At 45.7% G+C, this 16,111-nt stretch carries 15 protein-coding genes; 7 read left to right on the forward strand and 8 right to left on the reverse strand.

From position 1 onward, the window contains the following. Window positions 1–10: 10 nt before the first annotated feature. The 6 genes from ACZGCQ_RS02805 to ACZGCQ_RS02830 all read left to right on the forward strand — a co-directional run bounded on the left by ACZGCQ_RS02805 (window position 11) and on the right by ACZGCQ_RS02830 (window position 6,060). Window positions 11–976: a LacI family DNA-binding transcriptional regulator gene (locus tag ACZGCQ_RS02805; RefSeq protein WP_481265321.1), complete on the forward strand. Its 966-nt coding sequence runs from the start codon at window positions 11–13 to the stop codon at window positions 974–976. Window positions 977–1,125: 149 nt separating this feature from the next. Next, the gene (locus ACZGCQ_RS02810) at window positions 1,126–2,358 is read left to right on the forward strand and encodes a sugar ABC transporter substrate-binding protein (protein WP_481265322.1); all 1,233 of its coding nucleotides are present in this window, start codon (window positions 1,126–1,128) and stop codon (window positions 2,356–2,358) included. Between the two features lie 34 nt (window positions 2,359–2,392). Further along, window positions 2,393–3,280, forward strand: coding sequence for a carbohydrate ABC transporter permease (locus ACZGCQ_RS02815; protein ID WP_481265323.1), 888 nt, complete (start codon window positions 2,393–2,395; stop codon window positions 3,278–3,280). A gap of 18 nt (window positions 3,281–3,298) precedes the next feature. Next, window positions 3,299–4,192 (forward strand): carbohydrate ABC transporter permease, encoded by an 894-nt coding sequence (locus tag ACZGCQ_RS02820; RefSeq protein WP_481265324.1) that lies wholly within the window; start codon window positions 3,299–3,301, stop codon window positions 4,190–4,192. A gap of 148 nt (window positions 4,193–4,340) precedes the next feature. Further along, on the forward strand, window positions 4,341–5,291 hold the full coding sequence (locus tag ACZGCQ_RS02825; protein WP_481265325.1) for an ATP-binding cassette domain-containing protein: 951 nt from the start codon (window positions 4,341–4,343) through the stop codon (window positions 5,289–5,291). Between the two features lies 1 nt (window position 5,292). Beyond that, window positions 5,293–6,060 carry an ABC transporter permease gene (locus ACZGCQ_RS02830; protein ID WP_481265326.1) on the forward strand — a complete coding sequence of 256 codons (768 nt, stop codon included), beginning with the start codon at window positions 5,293–5,295 and terminating at the stop codon, window positions 6,058–6,060. A gap of 55 nt (window positions 6,061–6,115) precedes the next feature. Here ACZGCQ_RS02830 and ACZGCQ_RS02835 read toward each other — a convergent pair whose 3' ends face one another. The 8 genes from ACZGCQ_RS02835 to ACZGCQ_RS02870 form a co-directional block, all read right to left on the reverse strand. Further along, entirely contained in the window at window positions 6,116–6,553 is a 438-nt protein-coding gene (locus tag ACZGCQ_RS02835) for an Asp23/Gls24 family envelope stress response protein (RefSeq protein ID WP_050677037.1), read from the reverse strand. Window positions 6,554–6,611: 58 nt separating this feature from the next. Further along, on the reverse strand, window positions 6,612–6,818 hold the full coding sequence (locus ACZGCQ_RS02840) for a DUF2273 domain-containing protein (protein WP_481265327.1): 207 nt from the start codon (window positions 6,816–6,818) through the stop codon (window positions 6,612–6,614). A 20-nt stretch (window positions 6,819–6,838) separates the two neighbouring features. Next, on the reverse strand, window positions 6,839–7,381 hold the full coding sequence (gene amaP, locus ACZGCQ_RS02845) for an alkaline shock response membrane anchor protein AmaP (RefSeq protein WP_035397973.1): 543 nt from the start codon (window positions 7,379–7,381) through the stop codon (window positions 6,839–6,841). Window positions 7,382–7,713: 332 nt separating this feature from the next. Further along, entirely contained in the window at window positions 7,714–9,084 is a 1,371-nt protein-coding gene (locus ACZGCQ_RS02850) for an amino acid permease (protein WP_481265328.1), read from the reverse strand. A gap of 163 nt (window positions 9,085–9,247) precedes the next feature. Further along, a complete protein-coding gene (locus ACZGCQ_RS02855; protein ID WP_481265329.1) occupies window positions 9,248–10,132 on the reverse strand; it encodes a hypothetical protein in 885 nt (294 codons plus the stop codon). 58 nt (window positions 10,133–10,190) lie between these two features. Beyond that, a complete protein-coding gene (gene uptA, locus ACZGCQ_RS02860; RefSeq protein WP_023467894.1) occupies window positions 10,191–10,784 on the reverse strand; it encodes an undecaprenyl phosphate transporter UptA in 594 nt (197 codons plus the stop codon). Between the two features lie 123 nt (window positions 10,785–10,907). After that, window positions 10,908–12,227: a Na+/H+ antiporter family protein gene (locus tag ACZGCQ_RS02865; RefSeq protein WP_481266362.1), complete on the reverse strand. Its 1,320-nt coding sequence runs from the start codon at window positions 12,225–12,227 to the stop codon at window positions 10,908–10,910. Between the two features lie 315 nt (window positions 12,228–12,542). After that, window positions 12,543–13,094, reverse strand: coding sequence for a beta-class carbonic anhydrase (locus ACZGCQ_RS02870; protein ID WP_035397969.1), 552 nt, complete (start codon window positions 13,092–13,094; stop codon window positions 12,543–12,545). A gap of 336 nt (window positions 13,095–13,430) precedes the next feature. On the opposite strand from ACZGCQ_RS02870, the gene adhE reads away from it, so the two are divergent. Beyond that, window positions 13,431–16,025 carry a bifunctional acetaldehyde-CoA/alcohol dehydrogenase gene (gene adhE / locus ACZGCQ_RS02875; RefSeq protein WP_481265330.1) on the forward strand — a complete coding sequence of 865 codons (2,595 nt, stop codon included), beginning with the start codon at window positions 13,431–13,433 and terminating at the stop codon, window positions 16,023–16,025. The last annotated feature ends 86 nt before the right edge of the window (window positions 16,026–16,111 follow it).

Here is a 16,111-nt window from a genome sequence, read left to right on the forward strand (position 1 = left end):
GTGAAGTGAAATGACAGGAATTAAGGATATTGCAAAGGCAGCAGGCGTCTCGATTTCGACCGTTTCCTACGCGTTGAATGGGAGTACGAAAGTGACGGAAAAAACACGTCAACGTATCATGAAAATCGCGGAAGAGTTGAATTACATTCCGAATGCTGCTGCTAGAACGCTGAAGACTCGCAAGACGCATATCATCGGTGCCTTTCTAGGAGATTATTCAGGATCGTTTTACGGCGAATTATTAAAAGGAATTAATCATGAGTTGTCAGAAACGGGATATGAGCTGATCGTCTGTAATGGGCCGGAATCCCATCGCCTCATGGCAGAACGAATCGTCGATGGCGGGATAATTTTAGGTCATCGTTTCACCCAAGAACAAATTCTTGGATTTGCTGATCGGGGACATCCGCTGACGATTCTTGATCGAAACATGGATCATCCGAATATCAGTTGTGTACTACTTGATAATGAGATGGGTATGCGACAAGCGATGCGAACGATAACCGCTACTAAACCACACTGTATTCATCTCGTCGATGGACCGGAAGAAAACCATGATGCTTTCGAACGTCGCGCTGTCGTTCTAGAACAGGCCGACTTAGCGGGTATTGCGGTTCGTAAATGGGAAGGTGGATTTACGAAACGTTCTGGTATCCGTGCTGCAAGTGAAATCCTTGAAGAGTTGAAAGACGGGGATGCCATCGTTTGTTTAAATGATGACATGGCTCTCGGCGTATACGATGTCTTACAAAATACATCATTTCGGATTGGTCTCGATATATCACTGACTGGATTCGATAAGCTCGAGGTTACGAACTATACACAACCGAAAATCGCAAGCGTCAGTTATTCTAAGTTGGATTGGGGCAAGACCGCTGCTCGCGCGTTACTTCAATTGATTGATAAACGAGAGCGAACGAATGCGAAGATTGACTCAAAGTTCATCATCGCAGGATCTGTCCTCCAAAAGAAATAAAAAAATAGGTTGTAAGCGCATACATGTATGCTTATAATGTTTATAGAAACGTTTAACCTGTTGCTTTAAGGAAAAACCTTTGTATAAACATTATTTTTTTGGAAAACAATCGAAACGTTTCGATTAATACGAGATGGAGGAATGGAACCATGAAAAAACTCGGACTAGCACTTGCGGTCAGCGCATTATCGGTATCAACATTAGCAGCTTGTTCATCAGGATCCGGAGAAGATGACAAGACATTAACGGTATGGGCAATGGGTGAAGAAGGAAAGGCATTACCGAAGCTCGTGAAAGAATATGAGAAAGCGAACAAAGGTGTCAAAGTAAAGGTTCAAGCGATACCGTGGGATACGGCACATGATAAATTGCTAACGGCAGTTGCTTCGAAGAACGGACCAGATGTCGTTCAGATGGGGACATCTTGGATGCCGGAATTCGTTGAAGCTGGTGCTCTTTCAGACATGAAAAAATATGTGGAGAAATACCCTTCTCTTGCAAAAGATAATTTTTATGAGGGATCTTATGAAACAGTCGAATTAAAAGATGGCGTTTATGGTGCACCTTGGTATACAGATACACGAGTCCTTTATTACCGAAAAGATGCATTAGCCGATGTGGGATATAAAAAAGCACCAGAGACATGGGAAGAACTCGAGGATGCTTCGGCTAAGCTTGCCAAACGCCCAGGTGAGAATATGTACGGGATTACATTGGATACGAACGACCAGATGTTGAACTTCATGTTTGCACGTCAAAATGGATCCGACCTGTTGACGGAAGATAACAAACCGTTATTTAATCAGCCGGAATTCATTGAAAGTGCTGAATATTTAACGAGTTATTTCAAACAAAAGTATGCTCCGATTGATTTAGGGATGGATATCGTACAAGCATTTGGTGCAAAGGATCCGAATGTTCCAATGTTCATTAGTGGACCGTGGATGATCAATCTGATTAACGATCAGATGCCAGGGATTGAATCGAAATGGGGAACTGCAGTCCTTCCCAAAAAAGAAAATAATATTTCATTCCTCGGTGGAGCAAACCTGAGTATCTTTGAAAGCAGTTCTAAAAAAGATCAAGCTGCGAAGTTTATCGCGTATATGAGTGAACCGGAAACACAGACAAAATGGATGGAAATGACGAAGTCACTCCCTTCAACAAAAGAAGCATGGGAAAATGACACACTTCAAAATGATGAAAAACTCAAGACGTTCGGTGAACAAATGCAAGCTGCTCAACCGATGCCTCTCATCTCATCGTGGGAGAAAGTGTCACAAACCTACTTACAGAGTTTTGAAAAAATGTACCGTGGCGATGCAGCGGTCGACAAAGAAGTGGAAGTGTTCCAAAAGAAAGCAGAAACCATTTTAAAATAATCGAAGCGGAAGCTTCAAGGAAGGAGTCCTCTGAATGAGACGGTTGCTCAACCATCAAGCGCCTTATCTGTTCATTGCACCGACCATCATTTTACTGTTTCTGTTTTCGATCACACCGCTTTTCGTCGCCGTAGTAATGAGTTTTACGAACATGGATTTAGCGGGAATCGCGAACTATGCAAACATCGAATGGATCGGTATCTCTAATTATCTTGAAATTTTTAAAGATGAGGTTTTCTTAAAGGCATTAACGAACACGGTCTTTTATGTCATCTTGGGTGTGCCGCTTGTCATTACACTTTCACTCTCCATTGCCATTGCGATTAACTTTGGTCGAGGAAAAGTATTTGAATGGTTTCGTGTCGTCTTTTACATGCCGTCGATTACGAACGTCGTTGCAGTCGCCGTCGTTTGGGGATTCTTATTCAATCCCCAATATGGGCTCTTTAACTTTATCTTGAATGCAATTCATTTGCCGGATGTTCCGTGGTTACAAGATCCACTTGTTGCAAAATTATCCTTGATCCTATTAGCCTTATGGCGAGCTGTCGGAATCAACATGATTATCTTCCTTGCGGCATTACAAGGGATACCACGAACGTACTATGAAGCAGCTGCACTGGACGGTGCGAGTACGTTTCAACAAATGTTTAAAATCACAATACCGCTCTTGCGATATGCCGTCTTCTTCGTTACGGTGACGACATTAATTGGATGGATTCAATTTTTCGAGGAACCGTTCATAATGACAGAAGGTGGACCGTTGAACTCAACGACATCATTAGCACTGTTCATCTATCAAAATGGTTTCCAACTGAGCAACTTTGGATATGCTGCTGCAGGGTCCGTTGTCTTATTCGTTTTAATCATTACCGTCACATTGATCCAATTCCGCGTTCAAAAAAATGATAATCCTTACTAATGGAAGGAGGACGAGGCGATGATTCCGAAAGAAAAACCTGTAGTTGTAACAGGCAAGGAAGCTCGATTTTCGCCAATCGCACGTCCGGAGAAAAGACGAAAAAAGTCTACTTTTCAATGGGGTCTTGCAACGGTATTGACGTTATTAGGTCTTTGTTTTCTGTTACCGTTTTTTTGGATGATTCTTTCTTCTGTTAAAACGGATGCGGAAATTTTAGCACTTCCGTTAACAGTTTGGCCAAAGGAATTAACTTTTGAACATTACGTCAATTTATTCGTGAATTTAAACTTTTTGACCTATTTGAAAAACACGCTTTTGATTGTATTAGCATCATTTTTTGGTCTACTCTTAACAGCGATGGCTGGTTATGGCTTTGCAAAATTTCGTTTTAAAGGGAGTAAATTGCTATTCATCGGAGTACTCGCCACGATGATGATCCCAGGGCAAGTAACGATGATCCCAGTCTATTTGATGCTTAATCAAATGGGATTAACGAATACGATGACAGGAATCGTTTTACCTGGATTAGTCGGTGCGTTCGGCGTGTTCCTATTTCGCCAATTTATGACGACGATTCCAGATGAGTTGCTAGAAGCATCTCGACTAGATGGAGCAAGTGAATGGCGTATTTTCTTCTCAATCGTTCTTCCGATGTCAAAACCCATTCTAGCGGTACAGGGAATTTTAACATTCATTGGAGCATGGAATAGTTTCTTATGGCCACTCATCATCGCGAATGATGAATCACTGTATACTCTATCTGTTGGCTTAGCGTTACTGCAGGGGCAACATGGTGGGAATTACGGATTGCAAATGGCGGGAGCTACATTCATGGTCATCCCGATTATCATCATCTTCATGATTTTCCAAAAGTACATCATCGAAGGATACAATATTTCAGGTATGAAATAAGTATGTGTTTGAATCTCGCGTTCTCTTTTGAGAGTGCGTTTTTATATGCCAAGAATTGCTGAATAGTTCGTGTGGAATGATAGAGTGTTACGCCATCTGTATAAAGGTTTTTTGATTCAAGAACAGATAAAACGGGAAAATCTTGGACATGACTTTGAATTCAGAGAAAGAAGGAATGAAGATGATTCATGTCGAGAACTTGACGAAGACGTACGATGGAAAGGATGTCGTCAAAGGGATTTCGTTCGATATAGAGGCAGGAGAAATCTTCGCTTTTCTAGGACCGAACGGGGCAGGAAAGTCGACGACCGTCCAGATGCTGACGACATTGATTCCAATTTCCGGTGGTCGGGCGACGATTCAAGAATTTGATGTCGTCAAACAGGAAAAACAGGTTCGGTTGCAAATTGGGGTCGCCTTACAAGATACCGGCATCGATGAAGACTTGACCGGACTTGAATTACTCGTCCTACAAGGAAAATTATTCGGATTAAGTCAGACGGAAGCAAAAACACGGGCAGAGGAATTGCTGCGACTCGTCGGACTCGATCAAGATGGGAAGCGCCGTTCGGGCACTTACTCCGGTGGGATGAAACGACGGCTTGATCTCGCCTTGACGCTCGTGCATCAACCGACCGTTTTGTTTCTCGATGAACCGACGACTGGGCTTGACCCCGCGAGTCGTGTACAAATCTGGAACGAGGTCCGGCGATTAAACGAAGAGTTCGGCACGACGATCTTTTTGACGACACAGTACTTGGAAGAAGCCGACCAGTTGGCGGACCGAATTGCCATCATCAACGAAGGGCAACTGATTGCGGAAGGGACGGCAGCTGAGCTGAAGGCAGCAAACGGAGAAGAACGGATTGAATTGACACTTGCTGAAAAAGAGGACGAGCGGATCGTCTTAGAAACGTTTAAAGGACGTCAGGAAAAAGGTCAACTGGTCATTCCTTCACATGGAACGGAGACATTACGCGCGGTCGTCCGTTTTCTCGATGAACGGAAGATGATTGCGACGTCACTCGTCGTCAAACAACCGTCACTTGATGATGTCTTCATTCGTTTAACCGGACAAGCTTATAAGGAGGGATCGTGATATGTTACGGGAAACTTGGTTTTTGATGCGGCGAAGTCTTCTCGTTACGTTACGTAATCCGTTTTCCTTCATTCCGAACTTGATCATCAGTGTCTTTTTCCTGCTCGTCTACACGAGTGGTCTTTCTGGTATCTCGAATTTACCTCAATTCGATGGCGTCGATTATTTAAACTTCATTCTGCCTGTCTCAATCGTCTCGGGTGCTGTCGGCGGAGCAGGGGGAGCGGGACAAGCACTCGTCAAAGATATCGAGAGCGGTTATTTTGCACGACTCTTACTGACACCGGTCTCGCGGACGGCAATCGTTCTCGGACCGATGCTAGCCGGGATGTTACAATTATTCGTTCAAACGTTGCTCATCTTCGGGATGGCCTTTTTGCTTGGTCTATCGATTCCAGTCGGTGTCAGCGGCTTTTTCTTGACGATCTTACTCGCGCTCGGATTTGGTCTCGCCTTTGCTGGTTACTCGGTTGGAGTCGCTTTGAAGACACGGAATGCACAAGCCGCTCAAGCCGGAACGCTCTTATTCTTCCCGCTGATTTTCCTGTCGACGACGTTTGTGCCGAAAGACTTGATTGAAGCCGAATGGCTCAAGATTGCTGCGACGATCAATCCAACGACCTATATCATGGAAGGTATGCGTAGTGTGTTGACTCGTCCGGAAATTGATTGGTCGGTTTATTGGCAAGGTTTGATCGTTGCTGCTGTTCTCAGCATCGCGATGGTGATCTTTGCTGCGTTGAACGCACGTGGGGCATTGAAAAAGTAAAAAATGGACCCGTTTTTAGACGGGTCCATTTCATGCGGCTATCTAGTTGACGGTCTTATTTCAAATCGCGTTTTTCTTCCTCTTCTTTCGACGATTTACTTTTTGCGTCGAACTCAGAACGTGTCATGACATCTTCGACATGCATATTGATTTCAATGACATCGAGTCCTGTCATATCATGGACTGATTTTTTGATTTTCGTTACAGCATCTTGGAAGATCGACGGGATGTTTTTGCCGTACTCAACGATGACTTTTAGGTCGAGTGCGACTTGGCGCTCGCCGACTTCCGCGTCGATGCCTTTTGTGATATCTTCCGTGCTCCGGAAACGATCTGTCAAACCACTCATGAAGCCACCGCTCATTGAGAGGATGCCTTTGACATCATTTGATGCGATACCAGCGATTTTTTTAATGACTTGATCTTCGAATGTGAGTTTGTTTTCGCGTACTACTTCGTTTTCGTTTTGTTTCGTGTTGATTTCGTTAGCCATGAGAAATCTCTCCTTTTAATGTTAGTGTGAGTTGAATGATTTTATATTTTCTGTAGGCTCAATCCCGTTGAAAGAACTGAATCCACCCTTCGACATCAAGCGCGTTATCCCGCCACTGACCGATCAAGTAACCGATTGTTGCGAATACGATGATCAACAACGTCGGTCCAAAACCGATCGTCAAGAACAAGATGGCGAGGATCAGCCCAGCTAACCCGCCGAGTAGACGGTAGCGATACGGACGAAGTGCTTCGTTCGTTTTCATGATCTTCCTCCTCTCATGCCTTAGACGACACGTTCAGACGTTTTTGTCTTCGTGTCACTGATCCGGACACGTGTTTTTGTGACGGGCAGTTCAAGTAACGATTCGACCGCATGTTTGGCACGTTCTTGAATGTCTTTGCCAATTGTCGGCAAACCTTCTTGACCGAAGACCGAGCAGTCGACTTCAAGCGCAACCGTTTCTTTTTTCGAGTGAATGTCCGCATTCACTCGTGGCGAACGTACGCCGTTGATACCGCGAATCGACTCGAGTGCCGTTCGTTCGATCGTTTGTTTTGAAATCGTGATATTCCCGTCACCCGTCTGAATCAAGAGACGTTGTCCTTTTGAACGACTGAGTAGTCCAGTGAATAATAGAATGACAAATACGAATGCTAGGAAGCCACCAAGTGATAAAATCGTATAGCTATACCATTGTTGATCTTGCCACTGTTCAATCAAAGGACTGAGTCGTGGAACATCATAGACGCCGAGTACTAGAAGACCGACGCTGACTAAACCGAGAATGCCGATCAGGACGAGTAGGAAACGATTGAATCCGTTCATGTTACACCTCTCCTTTCTGTCGTTAAATTGTTTTAACGTGATTGTTCTACACATGAAATATTATGTGTATGGTGAGAATATTCCCGCTCAAAAGAACTCGAAACATAAAAATACACTTAGAATAAAAAGACTATTTATTCTGAAAATTAGTCTGTTTATTAGAAAAATAGTAAATGAAATACGATATTTATTATAAAATCATGAATGATTTAGCGTTCCAAGGCATATTAGTTCGCATTTGATTTTCTATCATGAACAAAATGTAATGTCAATATAAAAATGAAGAACACGAAAAATCCTCCCATGATGTCATGAGAGGAAGAGAAATATCATTATTTTTCGATTTTCGGTACTTTTACGATGTAATAGACCGTACTTAAGATCAAGAAAGCAACTCCGATTAAGATTGAGACGCGTGTCTCATCGTTGAACAACATCCCGACGAGGACTGTTACCAGCGCGACGATTGACAGATAGTTCGTCACCGGTGCACCTGGCATCTTGAACGGATGTGAGGCTGTCCGTTCGCTTTCGAGTTTACGATACCGGATATGACTGATTAAAATCGCGAACCACGGTACCATCCCTGGAAGTACCGAAGCACTGTAGACATACACGAAGATGTTCGTATCCTTCCCGAGAACGAGCGGCAAGGTGATATCAAGAATGACACCGAAGAAAATCCCGATTGAAATTGCGAAGACCGTGTAGAATGGAATGCCGCGTTTGTTGACCTTTAAAAAGAAGGAAGGCACTTGTCCTTTTTCAGCCAAGGCGTAAATCATCCGGCTTGCGCTGAAGATCCCGGAGTTACAACCAGATAAAGCGGCCGTGATGACAACGAAGTTGATGATCCCAGCAGCAATCGTGACACCGACCTTGGCGAATGTCGCAACGAACGGACTGCCGAGATCCGACAACTCGTTCCATGGATACACCGTGACGATGATGAAGATCGATCCGACGTAGAAAATCAAAATTCGCCAGACGACACCATTGATCGCCTTCGTAATGTTCTTCTCTGGATCTTTCGTTTCTCCAGCTGTCACGCCGATCAACTCAACACCGATGTAAGAGGCGAAGACGATTGAGAGCGCAAAGAAGAAGCCGGTGAAACCATTCGTGAAGAATCCACCGTTCGCCCACAGATTCGAGAAGCCGACCGGGTTTCCGTCATTTCCTAGACCAAAGAAGATGATCCCGAATCCGGCGACGATCATCAGAAGAATCGTTATCACTTTGATTGAGGCGAACCAGAACTCGAGTTCACCAAACATCTTGACGGAAGCGAGGTTCGCGAGCGTCAAGAGAACGATGACGACGACACCTGGAATCCAAGTCGGCAGTTCCGGCCACCAGAAGCGTAAGTATGTCCCGACAGCGATGACTTCACTCATCCCGACGACGACCCAGTTGAAGATGTTACTGCTTGCTGTCAAGAAACCAGCAGCTGGATGGATATAGTCGTTTGCGAACTTTGCGTACGAACCACTGTGAGGATGGGTGTAGACCATCTCACCAAGTGCACGCATGATGAAAAAGATAAAGACTCCTGCTAGCATGTACGCAAGCAAAACCGATGGTCCTGTCCAAGCGATCGTGCTTGATGCCCCAAGGAACAAACCGACCCCGATTGTTCCTCCGAGTGCAATCATTTGTACCTGTCGTGCTGTTAAATCGCGTTTCAAATTCGAACTCATCATTTCCCCCAAAAAAATTCTGTGACGTCATAATGTTCAGACAACTTGTCCGAATAACTATAACGCTGAGTATACTATCCTCAGATAGGACTCGCTAGTCTTTTTGAAAATTTGGGTTGAAGGTTTTCAAAAGTGAAAAGATTATGAAACAACTTTGTAACTGTTTTCATTTGCCTGCTATGAGAGAGACGAGTCGCTGACCGAGTCTCCCGAAATACAGGTGTTCTGAAGTCGCTAAGACGATCAAATCGTTACGCATTGTAAGGTCACCTGACAGGGTATTTCCCTGTTCTGTCATGAATCGAATCGAACGAATACTCTCAAAAAGCGTTCCTTTACGTTCAAGTAAATGTGCTTCATCAGAGTTTGCAGCAAGCAGAAAATCGTCGTACCGAGCGAACTGAGAAAAGGCGATCGTAGGTGCCTCACAAACGAGATCGTCCTCTTGATTGATACGAATGAAGCGAAAATCGGAATAATAGAAAAACCAGACTTCCTTCGACGAACAGACATTTAAGGCGTAGCAATCATCGATTGGATATTGACGATTCTTATACTGGACTACACCTGTATCGTCAAAAGCGACGAGACCAAATGCGCCATTCGAACTAGTTGCAGCATCGGCATAGATTCCTTCGTCGAAATAACTGACCCAAATCCATCCTTGTTCATCAATTTGCATATTCTGAATCCCATCGTCTAAACAAAAGCTGTCTAGTAAATTCCCTTGAGGATCATAGATAAAGGCATTTGGTAACCACGTTCCATCTACATCGTCGTCACAACGGGAAGCGACGAGTAACAGACGACCGTCCGGAAAGCGGTCGATGAGTGAAAAGTCCACCTCGCTTCTTTTAATCATTGTCGTTTTTCGCCAGTCATCTTTCAATTGATGAATGGAGAGAACGTGTTCATTCCGAGATTCATCGAGGGTTTCTTCGACGATTAAAATATGTCCATCGACGGTGATCCCAGTCGCGACAGGACGACCCGTCCGATAGGATGCAGTCAAACGACGTAATGTAAAATGAGCAAGCGGGGATGTGAGCATGGCAGGACCTCCTGTTTGTTTAAAAAAGCAGTCCGTCGTCAGACAGACTGCTAGTTGTTCAAACCGTTCGTTGACGGCGTTTGTAAATAACGTAGAAGATGATCAAGACGACGGCAGCAATCAGGACGCCGTTCGTATATGGTGCAGCGACTTCCTTGATCGAGCGCCAGTTCGTTCCGAGCGTCTCCCCAAGATACAGGAACAAAATCGACCACGGAATGATGGCAAGCACCGTGTAAAGGGAAAACTTCGTTTGATCCATCTTGGCAAGACCAGCCGGAATTGAGATAGCATGACGGACGACCGGAATAAAACGAGCGCCAAAGATGACACCTTGTCCGTATTTCAAGAACCAACGCTCAGCTAAATCCAAGTGATGCTCTGAGATCAAAACATACTTTCCGTATTTCAGGATAAGGGGACGACCGCCGTAGCGAGCGAACCAATATAAGAATAATTGCGAGAATAATCCACCGATGACGGCAGCGACAATGGCGAGCGGCCAGCCAATCGTTCCTTGAGAAATCATGAATCCACCATAAGAGAGGACGATTTCACTCGGTATGATTTCAATCATCAACCCAAGGGCGATGCCGAAATATCCGAGATCGGCAAGCGAAAGCAAAATCTGGTTGACGACTTGAGATAACACGTTAGACAACTCCTTTGTATCAGTTCATTCCTTTATTTTAGAGAACCGAGGACGAAATGAAAAGGAAAAAAACGGAGACAATTCAAAAGACGAATTCGCGATGGTAGCGAATCCGTCTTCTTTTTATAACACGACCGCAGCGATCGTACCGAAGATGATCAATGGAATGTTGTAGTGCAGGAACGTCGGAATGACCGTTTCACGCATGTGATCGTGCTGACCATCCGCATTTAGACCACTTGTTGGCCCGAGTGTCGAGTCCGACGCCGGGCTACCCGCGTCCCCGAGCGCACCGGCTGTCCCGATGATGGCAATCGTCGCTTCTAAGCTGAATCCGTACTGGATACAAAGTGGAACGAAGATGGCAGCAATGATTGGAACGGTTGAGAAACTTGAACCGATACCCATCGTGACGAGAAGACCGATCAAGAGCATGACGAAGGCGGCGACGAGTTGGGAATCGCCCATCAACGCTTTCGAGTTCTCGACGAGTGGCTCGATATCGCCCGTCTTACGCAAGACGTTTGAGAAACCGTTTGCTGAAATCATGACGAAACCGATGAATGACATCATGCGCATACCACGTGTAATGACGTCATCTGCTTCGCTGAAACGGACAAGACGGAGCAGCAAGAAGAGGATCAATCCAGTCGTCGCAGCGAGAATCATCGATTCTGTCTGCAGTTGAACAATCAATGTTGCAATGACGACGACACCACTTAAAGCAAGCTTTGTTTTTGTGATGACCGGAATTTCATAATCGTCCGGAGCGATATCACGCATCTCATACGTCCGCTCTTTGCGATACGAATATAGACCGATCAAGAGACCGACGACCATCCCAAGTGCTGGAATTGCCATGGCTTCGATGACAGAAGCTCCCGTCGTATCAAGACCATTAGCTTCCAGGTTTTTCAGCAAAATCTGATTAAGGTAGATATCTCCGAATCCGACCGGTAGGAACATATAAGGTGTCACGAGTCCGAACGTCATGATGATTGCGATCCGGCGTCGATCCATCTTTAACTGATTAAACAGACCGAGCAATGGCGGAATGATGATTGGAATGAACGCGATGTGGATCGGCAGAACGTTTTGTGAGCTGATCGCGAGTAACAGAATCGCAAACAAGATGAAGCCTTTTAATTTTTTGACGGAAGCAGCACTTGCGTTACCACGTGAACGCTCAATCAATGCGTGAGCGAGCGCATCCGGTAATCCTGTTTTCGAGAGGGCAACAGCAAAGGCGCCAAGCAGCGCATAGCTCAGGGCGATTTCTGCCCCAGCGCCAAGACCACCAGCAAACGCTTCAGTTGTTTTCGTTAAATCAAGACCACCGACGAGACCGCCGGCAAACGCACTGATGACCATCGCGAGCACGATGTGGACGCGGAAGATCGCTAAGATGAATAGTAAAAAGACGGCAAACAATACGGCGTTTATCATTCAGTAAAACCACACTTTCTTTTGTTATCACTGCACTATACTAAAGTATCTTACAGCCATGTTGGAATGCTGTCAAGAGTAAAAGTCTGACCTCGTAATCAAAAGATGAATGGTACGCTTATTAGCTCTCCACAAGATGATATATTCTGTTATACCCCTGAGCATGAAGTGAGAAGCGTGTTGATCACTGAGAATGACTCATACGAAAAAACGTGCCATAATTCTCCGTTACGAGAAAATATGGCACGTTTTCTTTAGTTTAAGACGGAATAGAATATGCGAGTCTATTTGCGTTTCTTCTATAAAGAGTGATCAGCAATCGACGACGTCAAGCTTACCAGTACCTGGATCGATGACGAGTCCGTGGACGTTCGTCCCAGGTGGCAGTAATGGGTGATTCTTCACGAGGCTGACTGAGTGAGCGACGCTTTCTTGAACTGACGTGAAGCCACGCAACCATTGATTCAAATCAACCCCGGATACTTCGAGTGTATGAAGAATCTGTTGGTCGATTCCCCGATCCTTCATCTCGTTGATCATGTGGTTAGGATCAATCGTGCTCATGCCACAATCGTGGTGACCGATGACGACGACTTCTTCAGCGCCGAGAGCATACAACGCAACGAGAATCGAGCGCATGACGGAGCCGAATGGGTGCGATAGGATAGCACCGGCATTTTTGATGATTTTCGCATCCCCGTTCTTAAGACCAAGTGCGTGTGGGAGAAGCTCCGTCAAGCGGGCATCCATACACGTCAGGATGACGACCTTTTTATCTGGGAACTTATCCGAGACGAACTGCTCATACTGTTTTTCGGCGACGAATCGCTCGTTGAAGGCTAGCATTTCCTGTACAACTGACATTCAAGTGTCCTCCTTTAGTGGTAGCTCTTAATATGTACCCCATATCAGAATACAAGATGATGAAACGGCTATCAAGTCAGGAAAATGCGAGGTGTGATAAATCGCACACATCTATGTACATGAAGCAAAACGTTGGAAAAGAAGAACGCACAACAGTTGTAAACGCTATCAAAAGTGTGATGGAATTCACAGGATGGTCATGCACAAAACAGGAAAAAGGGGTTATGATTGATTTGTGAAGGAAAGCACAAACTATTGAAAAACAGCTTGGCATTCCTGACATAATGGTTGGCAAATCAAACTCAGATTCGTTCCACGACAGGGAGGAAACCACTCATGGCTGTGAAAGAAAAAACAAAATCGACGGCAACACCGGTCGAACAAGCAGTTGGACAAATCGTTGAAAAAGGGCAACGTGCATTACAAGAATTACTGACATTCGATCAAGAAAAAATCGATACGATCGTCCGGGATATGGCACTTGCCGGACTTGAACGGCACGTCGAACTCGCTCGTCTCGCAGCAGAAGAGACGGGACGCGGTGTCTTTGAAGATAAGATGATTAAAAACATTTTTGCGACAGAATACATCTACAATAGTCTACGTCATGAAAAAACAGTTGGGATTCTTGAAGAAGATGTCCAAAACGGCATCACCTATATCGCTGAACCCGTCGGTGTCGTCTGTGGTGTCACACCGGTCACGAACCCGACATCAACGACGATGTTCAAAGCATTGATTGCAATTAAGACACGCAACCCGATCGTCTTCGCATTCCATCCATCGGCACAACGTTGTTCCGTTGAAGCAGCGAAAACACTCCGCGACGCAGCCATCAAAGCAGGTGCGCCAAAAGACTGTATTCAATGGGTCGAAGAACCATCACTTGAAGCAACGAAAGTCTTGATGAACCATGAAAAAATCGCGATGGTCCTTGCGACAGGTGGAGCGGGAATGGTCAAATCAGCGTATTCAACAGGTAAACCGGCACTCGGTGTTGGACCAGGGAACGTTCCGTGTTACATCGAACAGTCAGCAAAAGTCAAACGGGCAGTCAGCGATCTCGTTCTCTCAAAAACGTTTGATAACGGTATGATTTGTGCGTCTGAACAAGCCGTCATCGTCGACCAAGAGATTTATGCGACGGTTCGTACGGAAATGGAAGCACTCGGTTGTTACTTCTGTACACCGGAAGAAAAACAACGCCTCGAATCACTCGTCATCAAAACCGATACATGTGCCGTCAATGCGGACATCGTCGGGAAACCAGCGACATGGATCGCGGAGAAAGCCGGCATCGACGTTCCGGAAACAACGGTCATGCTCGTCGCGGAACTCGAGCAAGTCGGGGCAGCAGAACCATTGTCTCATGAAAAACTCAGTCCCGTCCTTGGTGCGTACCGTGTTGCTTCGACCGAAGAAGCGTTCACGATTGCTGAACAGATGCTTGAAATCGGTGGTCTCGGTCATACAGCCGTCATTCATACGACGAACGACGACTTGATGACAGCGTTCGGACTCCGCATGAAAGCCTGCCGGATCCTCGTCAACAGTCCATCTGCTCATGGCGGGATCGGTGATCTGTACAACGAGTTGACACCATCACTGACACTCGGTTGCGGATCATACGGGAAAAACTCTGTTTCTGAAAACGTAACAGCGAAACACTTACTCAACGTCAAGAAGGTGGCGAGACGACGCGTGAACATGCAATGGTTCAAGGTCCCTGAAAAAATCTACTTCGAAAAGAACTCCGTTCAGTACTTGCGGTCGATGACTGACGTCTCACGCGTCATGATCGTGACCGATCCAACGATGGTACAGTTCGGGTATGCCGATAAAGTGATTCAAAACTTGCCACAGTCCGTCAGTTACCGGATCTTCGACCAAGTCGAACCAGATCCATCGGTGACGACTGTTCAGACGGGTGCTCAAGCGATGCGTGACTTCAAACCCGACTTGATCATTGCTCTCGGTGGTGGTTCAGCAATGGATGCTGCGAAAGGAATGTGGCTCTTCTACGAACAACCGAACGAAACGTTCTCGAACCTACGTCAAAAATTCCTCGATATCCGGAAACGGGCATATCAATTCCCGGCACTCGGTCGTCAAGCGAAGTTCGTCGCGATTCCGACGACGTCTGGTACGGGTTCAGAAGTGACACCGTTCACCGTCATCACGGATAAAGAGAAAAACGTCAAATACCCGATTGCTGACTATGCGTTGACACCTGACGTCGCAATCGTTGATCCAGAATTCGTCATGACCGTCCCGGCTTCGATCACTGCTGATACCGGAATGGATGTCTTGACGCATGCGACAGAAGCATACGTCTCGGTGCTTGCGAACGACTACACGGATGGACTGGCACTCAAAGCAATCAAGATGATCTTTGAGTACTTGCCACGAGCATATGCGAACGGATCAGACGCCGAAGCACGCGAAAAAGTGCATAATGCGTCAACGATGGCAGGGATGGCATTCGCGAACGCCTTCCTCGGCATCAACCACTCGATCGCACACAAAATCGGTGGCGAGTTCCACACACCACACGGACGGACGAACGCGATCCTGATGCCACACGTCATTCGCTATAACGCGTCACGCCCAACAAAACTAGCAGCATTCCCGAAATATGAATCATTCGTCGCCGATGAACGGTATGCCGACATCGCACGCTACCTCGGTCTTCCGGCAGCAACGACGGAACAAGGGGTCGAATCACTCATTCAAGCAGTTGCTGATCTTGGACAACGTCTCAACATCAAGATGTCATTCAAGGCGCAAGGCATTCAAAAAGCAGACTTCGAGGCAAAACTCGACAAGATGGCAGTTGATGCTTTCGAGGATCAATGTACGACAGCGAATCCAAAGATGCCGCTTGTTGCTGAGTTACGGACGATCATGGAACAAGCGTACGAAGGCATCTAATAGAGAAAAAAATACCATGGCACCTGATCGTTCAACCGGCTTCTCATTGTGAGAAGCCGGTTATTTTCTATAATTTTGTATATCGA

Source organism: Exiguobacterium sp. HSB13 (assembly GCF_056764755.1).

Bases quoted from the DNA above. Each gene is read 5' to 3' on its own strand.
- ACZGCQ_RS02805 (WP_481265321.1), top strand. From the start codon at position 11: ATGACAGGAATTAAGGATATTGCAAAGGCAGCAGGCGTCTCGATTTCG.
- ACZGCQ_RS02810 (WP_481265322.1), top strand. From the start codon at position 1,126: ATGAAAAAACTCGGACTAGCACTTGCGGTCAGCGCATTATCGGTATCA.
- ACZGCQ_RS02815 (WP_481265323.1), top strand. From the start codon at position 2,393: ATGAGACGGTTGCTCAACCATCAAGCGCCTTATCTGTTCATTGCACCG.
- ACZGCQ_RS02820 (WP_481265324.1), top strand. From the start codon at position 3,299: ATGATTCCGAAAGAAAAACCTGTAGTTGTAACAGGCAAGGAAGCTCGA.
- ACZGCQ_RS02825 (WP_481265325.1), top strand. From the start codon at position 4,341: ATGACTTTGAATTCAGAGAAAGAAGGAATGAAGATGATTCATGTCGAG.
- ACZGCQ_RS02830 (WP_481265326.1), top strand. From the start codon at position 5,293: ATGTTACGGGAAACTTGGTTTTTGATGCGGCGAAGTCTTCTCGTTACG.
- ACZGCQ_RS02835 (WP_050677037.1), bottom strand. From the start codon at position 6,553: ATGGCTAACGAAATCAACACGAAACAAAACGAAAACGAAGTAGTACGC.
- ACZGCQ_RS02840 (WP_481265327.1), bottom strand. From the start codon at position 6,818: ATGAAAACGAACGAAGCACTTCGTCCGTATCGCTACCGTCTACTCGGC.
- amaP (WP_035397973.1), bottom strand. From the start codon at position 7,381: ATGAACGGATTCAATCGTTTCCTACTCGTCCTGATCGGCATTCTCGGT.
- ACZGCQ_RS02850 (WP_481265328.1), bottom strand. From the start codon at position 9,084: ATGATGAGTTCGAATTTGAAACGCGATTTAACAGCACGACAGGTACAA.
- ACZGCQ_RS02855 (WP_481265329.1), bottom strand. From the start codon at position 10,132: ATGCTCACATCCCCGCTTGCTCATTTTACATTACGTCGTTTGACTGCA.
- ACZGCQ_RS02870 (WP_035397969.1), bottom strand. From the start codon at position 13,094: ATGTCAGTTGTACAGGAAATGCTAGCCTTCAACGAGCGATTCGTCGCC.
- adhE (WP_481265330.1), top strand. From the start codon at position 13,431: ATGGCTGTGAAAGAAAAAACAAAATCGACGGCAACACCGGTCGAACAA.